The 5,182-nt window shown below is 38.6% G+C and carries 6 protein-coding genes; 1 reads left to right on the top strand and 5 read right to left on the bottom strand.

Annotated elements, in window-relative coordinates; all coding sequences use genetic code 11:
- The first annotated feature begins 104 nt into the window (after positions 1–104).
- Positions 105–779 carry a PH domain-containing protein gene (locus QZU81_RS10275; RefSeq protein WP_295591635.1) on the top strand — a complete coding sequence of 225 codons (675 nt, stop codon included), beginning with the start codon at positions 105–107 and terminating at the stop codon, positions 777–779.
- A gap of 38 nt (positions 780–817) precedes the next feature.
- Here QZU81_RS10275 and fen read toward each other — a convergent pair whose 3' ends face one another.
- The 5 genes from fen to cyaB form a co-directional block, all read right to left on the bottom strand.
- On the bottom strand, positions 818–1,801 hold the full coding sequence (fen, locus tag QZU81_RS10280; protein WP_292827291.1) for a flap endonuclease-1: 984 nt from the start codon (positions 1,799–1,801) through the stop codon (positions 818–820).
- A gap of 9 nt (positions 1,802–1,810) precedes the next feature.
- Positions 1,811–2,374 carry a chorismate lyase gene (locus tag QZU81_RS10285; protein WP_292827288.1) on the bottom strand — a complete coding sequence of 188 codons (564 nt, stop codon included), beginning with the start codon at positions 2,372–2,374 and terminating at the stop codon, positions 1,811–1,813.
- A gap of 10 nt (positions 2,375–2,384) precedes the next feature.
- The gene (hacA, locus tag QZU81_RS10290; RefSeq protein ID WP_292827361.1) at positions 2,385–3,638 is read right to left on the bottom strand and encodes a homoaconitase large subunit; all 1,254 of its coding nucleotides are present in this window, start codon (positions 3,636–3,638) and stop codon (positions 2,385–2,387) included.
- Between the two features lie 6 nt (positions 3,639–3,644).
- Positions 3,645–4,814 (bottom strand): homocitrate synthase family protein, encoded by a 1,170-nt coding sequence (locus QZU81_RS10295; RefSeq protein WP_292827285.1) that lies wholly within the window; start codon positions 4,812–4,814, stop codon positions 3,645–3,647.
- Between the two features lie 56 nt (positions 4,815–4,870).
- On the bottom strand, positions 4,871–5,182 hold a 312-nt coding region (gene cyaB, locus QZU81_RS10300; protein ID WP_295591637.1), incomplete at its 5' end, for a class IV adenylate cyclase.

A 5,182-nucleotide genomic window follows, 5' to 3' on the forward strand; every position in this document is an offset into this window, starting at 1 on the left:
ATGAGATATGCCGAAAAGGTTTTCGGCAAGGATTTCCCGCCGTATTAAAATCGTTTATATAATATGATTAAAAAATATATCATCATCAATAATTTGGTGGTATTATGGTAAAATATTGTAAGAACTGTGGGAGTGAATTGGAAGAAGGTTCTGTTTTTTGTGATGAATGCGGAACCAAATTTGGTGATTCAACACCTCAATCTAATGTAAACTACAAAAATTATTCTGCTGAAGATCCGTTTAAAAATTATGGAATTGACATGATTCCCGGCGAAAGGGTTATAAGAAGTTCCCAGATTCATATAGGATGTTTGTATCTTCCGCTAATTCTTATGGCGATAGGTTTTCTAGTTGGATTAATTAATATATTCATCAGCATATTTTCCGGATATTTTCATCCGATTTTCATATTCTCATTTTTAAATATCTTTTTCATTGTAGGATTGATTTGGTTCATAATAAGATATTCCGGTTACAAGAACAATGATTTGATATTGACCAATAAAAGGGTATTCGGTAAATGTGGATTGATTTCCACTACTCAAATGCAAAGCCCATTGAAAAGAATAGATTCCGTTTCTTTCAGCAACGGCTTAATCGGTAAAATAATAGGTTATGGTACTGTTGAAATTGCAACAACATCTTCACATTTCAAATTCAGATTCATAAAAGAGGGTCAAACATTATACAACGACATTTTCAATCAGTTAGAAATATCTGAAAAGGAAAAAATTGAAGAAAATGCTAAAGCTATTGCTGAAGCTATAAATAAAAATTAACTTAGAAGATTTTATCTTCTAAAACTTTTTTTTTTAATTTAAAACCATGCATCAAGGCTTCCCTGTGATGAGCTCAGGTTCTTAAGCTTGTCTGATGCTTTTGCTACACGGTCTTCGGAAAATCCATGTTCATAGCATAAAAATTCGATTATCTTGTCTTGCTTTGGCTTTTCCCATTTGATTTTATAATCGGTATTTACATTATGGTTCAGGAATATTTCACGAACCTCATCCAAATCATGTGTTGATTCCTTTTGAAGTTCAGCTATTTTTTCCTTCAATTGACCTTTGTGAGCTAATTTAAGTGCGGTTTTTGCACCCACTCCCTTAAGGCCTTCGCAAAAGTCGGTTCCAATAAGAATTCCCATATCGACCAATTCCTCTCTTGTGACGTCCAGCTCTCTTAGGACTTTGTCAAGCTCATAGAATTCAAGGTTTCCCAGATTGGAATTGACTGCAAGGTTTCTTACAACCCTTTTCGCTCCAAACAGAAGGCAGTCGTAATCCTGTGATGCGACTGCATATGCATCACCCTTTTGAACCAGGTATGCGGCCTGGGCTTCCCCTTCGCCTTTTGCTTCAACATATGGAATTCCCATCAAGGTCAATAGTTTTTTGGAAGACTCGATTATTTCAGGGGACAATTTGGATGACCTCATTGCAAATTTTCTTGCCTTTTCGGTATCTCCTGCGGCCAATGCATCCTTATAGATTTTTTCAGCTTCGTTCCGAACTTCCCTTCTTTTTGCTTGAGTTTCGCTTTTAAGTTCAGGTGCTTTTCCATCAAAGATATAGATTGGCTTGATGTCCTTTTCAATCATTGAGGAGTTTCTATATAATATTCCGCTTAAATGAGAGGTAATGTTTCCATTTTCATCTGTCAATGGTCTTCCGTCCCTTTGCCTGATTGTTGACAGGAATTGGTAGAGAGTATTGAATGCATCGATTGATACGCTCCTTCCTTCCAAATCTTTAAAGCTAATGGATTTCGGTTCTACTATATCTTTTAATTTAACACCCATTTTCAACACCTAAATTTCTGAAAAATAACTCACCGGAAACATTTCCTTAATCCACATCAATATTTCGTTGTTGTTGATGATAACGTAATCGCGTGCCAAAAAGTCCTCATCGGTTTTGAACAGCTCTTTTAATGTGTCGTTTGGCTTTTCAATGAAAATGTTTCTGACTTCTCTTCTGGATTCGATTTTGTAATTCTTTAAGATTCTGCCGATTGGAATATCTGCCCTAAGCAAATCCGCACAAACATCCTTGGAGCATCTGCCTAATGGGACATGTGAAATAGCATATATTAATGGCTGTTCGCCTTTGTGCATTATAACTTCCCTGAAGTTGATTTCCTCACCGGCTTCCACATTCACTAGTTTCGCATGTTCCTCATCTGCATCTTCAAGGTGTTGGTCCAGTGTATCCAAATCAATTTTGCCGTATAGAACGTCTAAGATTGCAGTGATTGATCCGTCTGTAGTTAATAGAATTTTCTGTGTATTTGAAAATGTCTGACCATAGTCTTTTTCCAGGTCATTCATCTTTTCGATCAGTCGTTTGTTTGCTTCGTTTTTGTTTTGTGTCATTTGAAATCACTTATAAATCTTTTGGATTAGTAATAACTCCTTCAATTGCTGAAGCAGCAACTACTTTGGAGTTAGATAAGTATACAAATGAAGCAGGGTCTCCCATTCTACCTTTAAAGTTCCTATTTGTTGTTGAAATACAGGATTCCCCTTCAGATAAAACTCCCATATGCCCTCCAAGACATGGGCCGCATCCAGGATTGCAGATAATTGCTCCGGCATCGATGAATGTGTCGATGTATCCTAAATGCATTGCCTGCTTGTAGATTTCCCTTGAGGCAGGAAGTATGATAAGTCTAATGGAATCGCTAATTTTTTTACCTTCCAATATTTCTGCAGCATCTTTCAAATCGGAAAGCCTTCCGTTGGTACAGGAACCTATCAGGCATTGGTCTATTGCGGTTCCTTCAATTTCGGAGATGCCGCAAACATTGTCAACATCGTTCGGACATGCGATTTGAGGCTCCATATCTGTGATGTCAAAATGCATCTCTTTTGAATATACTGCATCTTCATCTGACTTCACGATATTCAATTCTGATTCCTTTTTGCCGGTTCTTTGGCAGATATAATCAATGACTTCTTTGTTCGGTTCCATAATTCCGTTTTTGGCACCCATCTCAATAGCCATATTGCACATGGTCGCCCTTCCTTCAACGCCCATGCTTTCTATTGCAGGTCCGCAAAACTCTGCGGTCTTGTAGGTTGCGCCTGCAATTCCTATCTCGCCGATGATGTTTAGGATAATGTCCTTTGGTGCAATGTACGGATTTAACTCACCGGTCACTTCCATCTTGATAGCTTCCGGAACCATAAACCAAGTTTTTCCGGTCGCCCAAACCATTGCAAGGTCGGTAGCCCCCATTCCTGTTGAGAATGCTCCGAACGCACCATAGGTACATGTGTGTGAGTCGGCACCTACGATGACCTTTCCAGGTTCGACCAGTCCCATTTCGGGAACGACCTGGTGGCAGATTCCTTCGCCGTGAATGAAGTTTTTGGTTATGTTTTGGGTTTTAATGAAATCTCTGCAAACCTTTTGGAACTCTGCGGATCCTATTGTGTTTGCAGGAATGTTGTGATCAAATATAATTGCGATTTTTTCTGGGTCCCATACCTTGTCAGCTACCTTTTCGAATGTTTTGATGGCTGGCGGGGAGGTTCCGTCGTGTGACATTGCAAGGTCAACCGGGATTTCGATTATTTCACCGGGAGTTACTTCGTGACCCGCTTTTGCAGATAATATCTTTTCAGTAATGTTCATTTTCATCTATTCCTTTTTACTGATTTTTTTGACGATTTCCTTGAATACTTGGTCGTTGATGTATTTTCCTTCTTCTCTTGATTTTTTGACCTGTTTTACAATTTCAATTAGCTGTTCGTCACTAACGTCAAGTTCACATTCGTTCAATTTGGCTCTGACAGCTCTGCATCCTGAATGTTTACCTAAAACAAGCTGCCTTTTCTGACCAACCAATTCCGGAAGATATGGTTCATAGCATAAAGGCTCTTCAATAACGGCATCCACGTGGATTCCGGACTCGTGCCTGAATACGTTATTTCCGACAACAGGCTTGTTGTAAGGTATTGGAAGTCCGCTTGCTTTTGCAACCAGATCGGATAATTCCTTGATGTATTTTGTTTTGAATCCATAATCTTTTCCGTATAGGATTTTCATTGCCATGATAAGCTCTTCCAGTGATGCGTTACCTGCCCTTTCACCAATACCATTAACGGTTGTTGAAACAGCTTTTGCACCTGCAAGAACACCTGTTATTGAGTTGATTACTGCCAGTCCGAAGTCATTGTGCAGATGCACAGCAATGTCGATGTCAATGTCCTTAACAAGTTCCTTGACTAAGTAATCGATACCCTGCGGTGTGATTGCACCGGTAGTGTCTGCAATGTGTACCCTGTCTGCACCGCATTCCTGAGCTTTTGAGTATATTCTTTTTAAGAATTCGATATCAGTTCTTGTGGCGTCTTCCGCTGAAAATGCGACAAACAATCCGTGATCTTTAGCGTAGTCCACTGCGGTTTCACATAAATTGATTGCGTCCTGTCTTGTAATGTGCATTTTGTGGTCCAGGTGAATGTCGGAAGTTCCGACAAAGGTAATGATACCGTCCACGTCACAGTCAAGTGCAGCGTCAATGTCCTCCGGCTTTGTCCTTGTCAATCCGAGAATGGTAGCATCCAATCCTTCGTTGGCAATTGCCTTTACGGATTCTTTTTCCTTTTCGGAAACTATTGGAAAACCTGCTTCAATCTGATGAATTTTAAATTGGTCAAGTTTTCTTGCAATTTCCAGTTTCTCATCAAAGCTGAAACACACTCCAGGGGTTTGTTCGCCGTCTCTTAAAGTAGTGTCATAAATTGTAATGTCTTCGGGAAATGTCAATTCAGATTCCTTGTTATAATGACTTATAAAATATTGCAATATAATCACATCTTTCAAAAATTAATCTTTAATATAAATATAATATAATGGTTTTTTTATTTATATAGGTTTTCTAATAACTCCAGGTATGATGTTCTTTCAAAGCCATCAGTAACGCCTAATTTTTCAAATAAATCAAAAATAGAACTTTGGGCTTGTGAATAGTCTTCACCATCACTTAAAGCTATTTCAATTTCCATGTATGGGTCCAATCCTTCAATATCGTCAAGTGATATTTCAAAGTTTTCAAAGGCGTAGTATTGTCTGTTCTTTCTGACTGTCCTTACTTTTTTAAAGCCTATCTCTTCAAATATGTCTGAGCATTTTTGGGAGTCTTCTATTCCCATTTCAATTTCGCGTCTTGTCTT

Origin of the sequence: uncultured Methanobrevibacter sp., from assembly GCF_902770715.1 — an archaeon.
Lineage (GTDB): Archaea > Methanobacteriota > Methanobacteria > Methanobacteriales > Methanobacteriaceae > Methanocatella.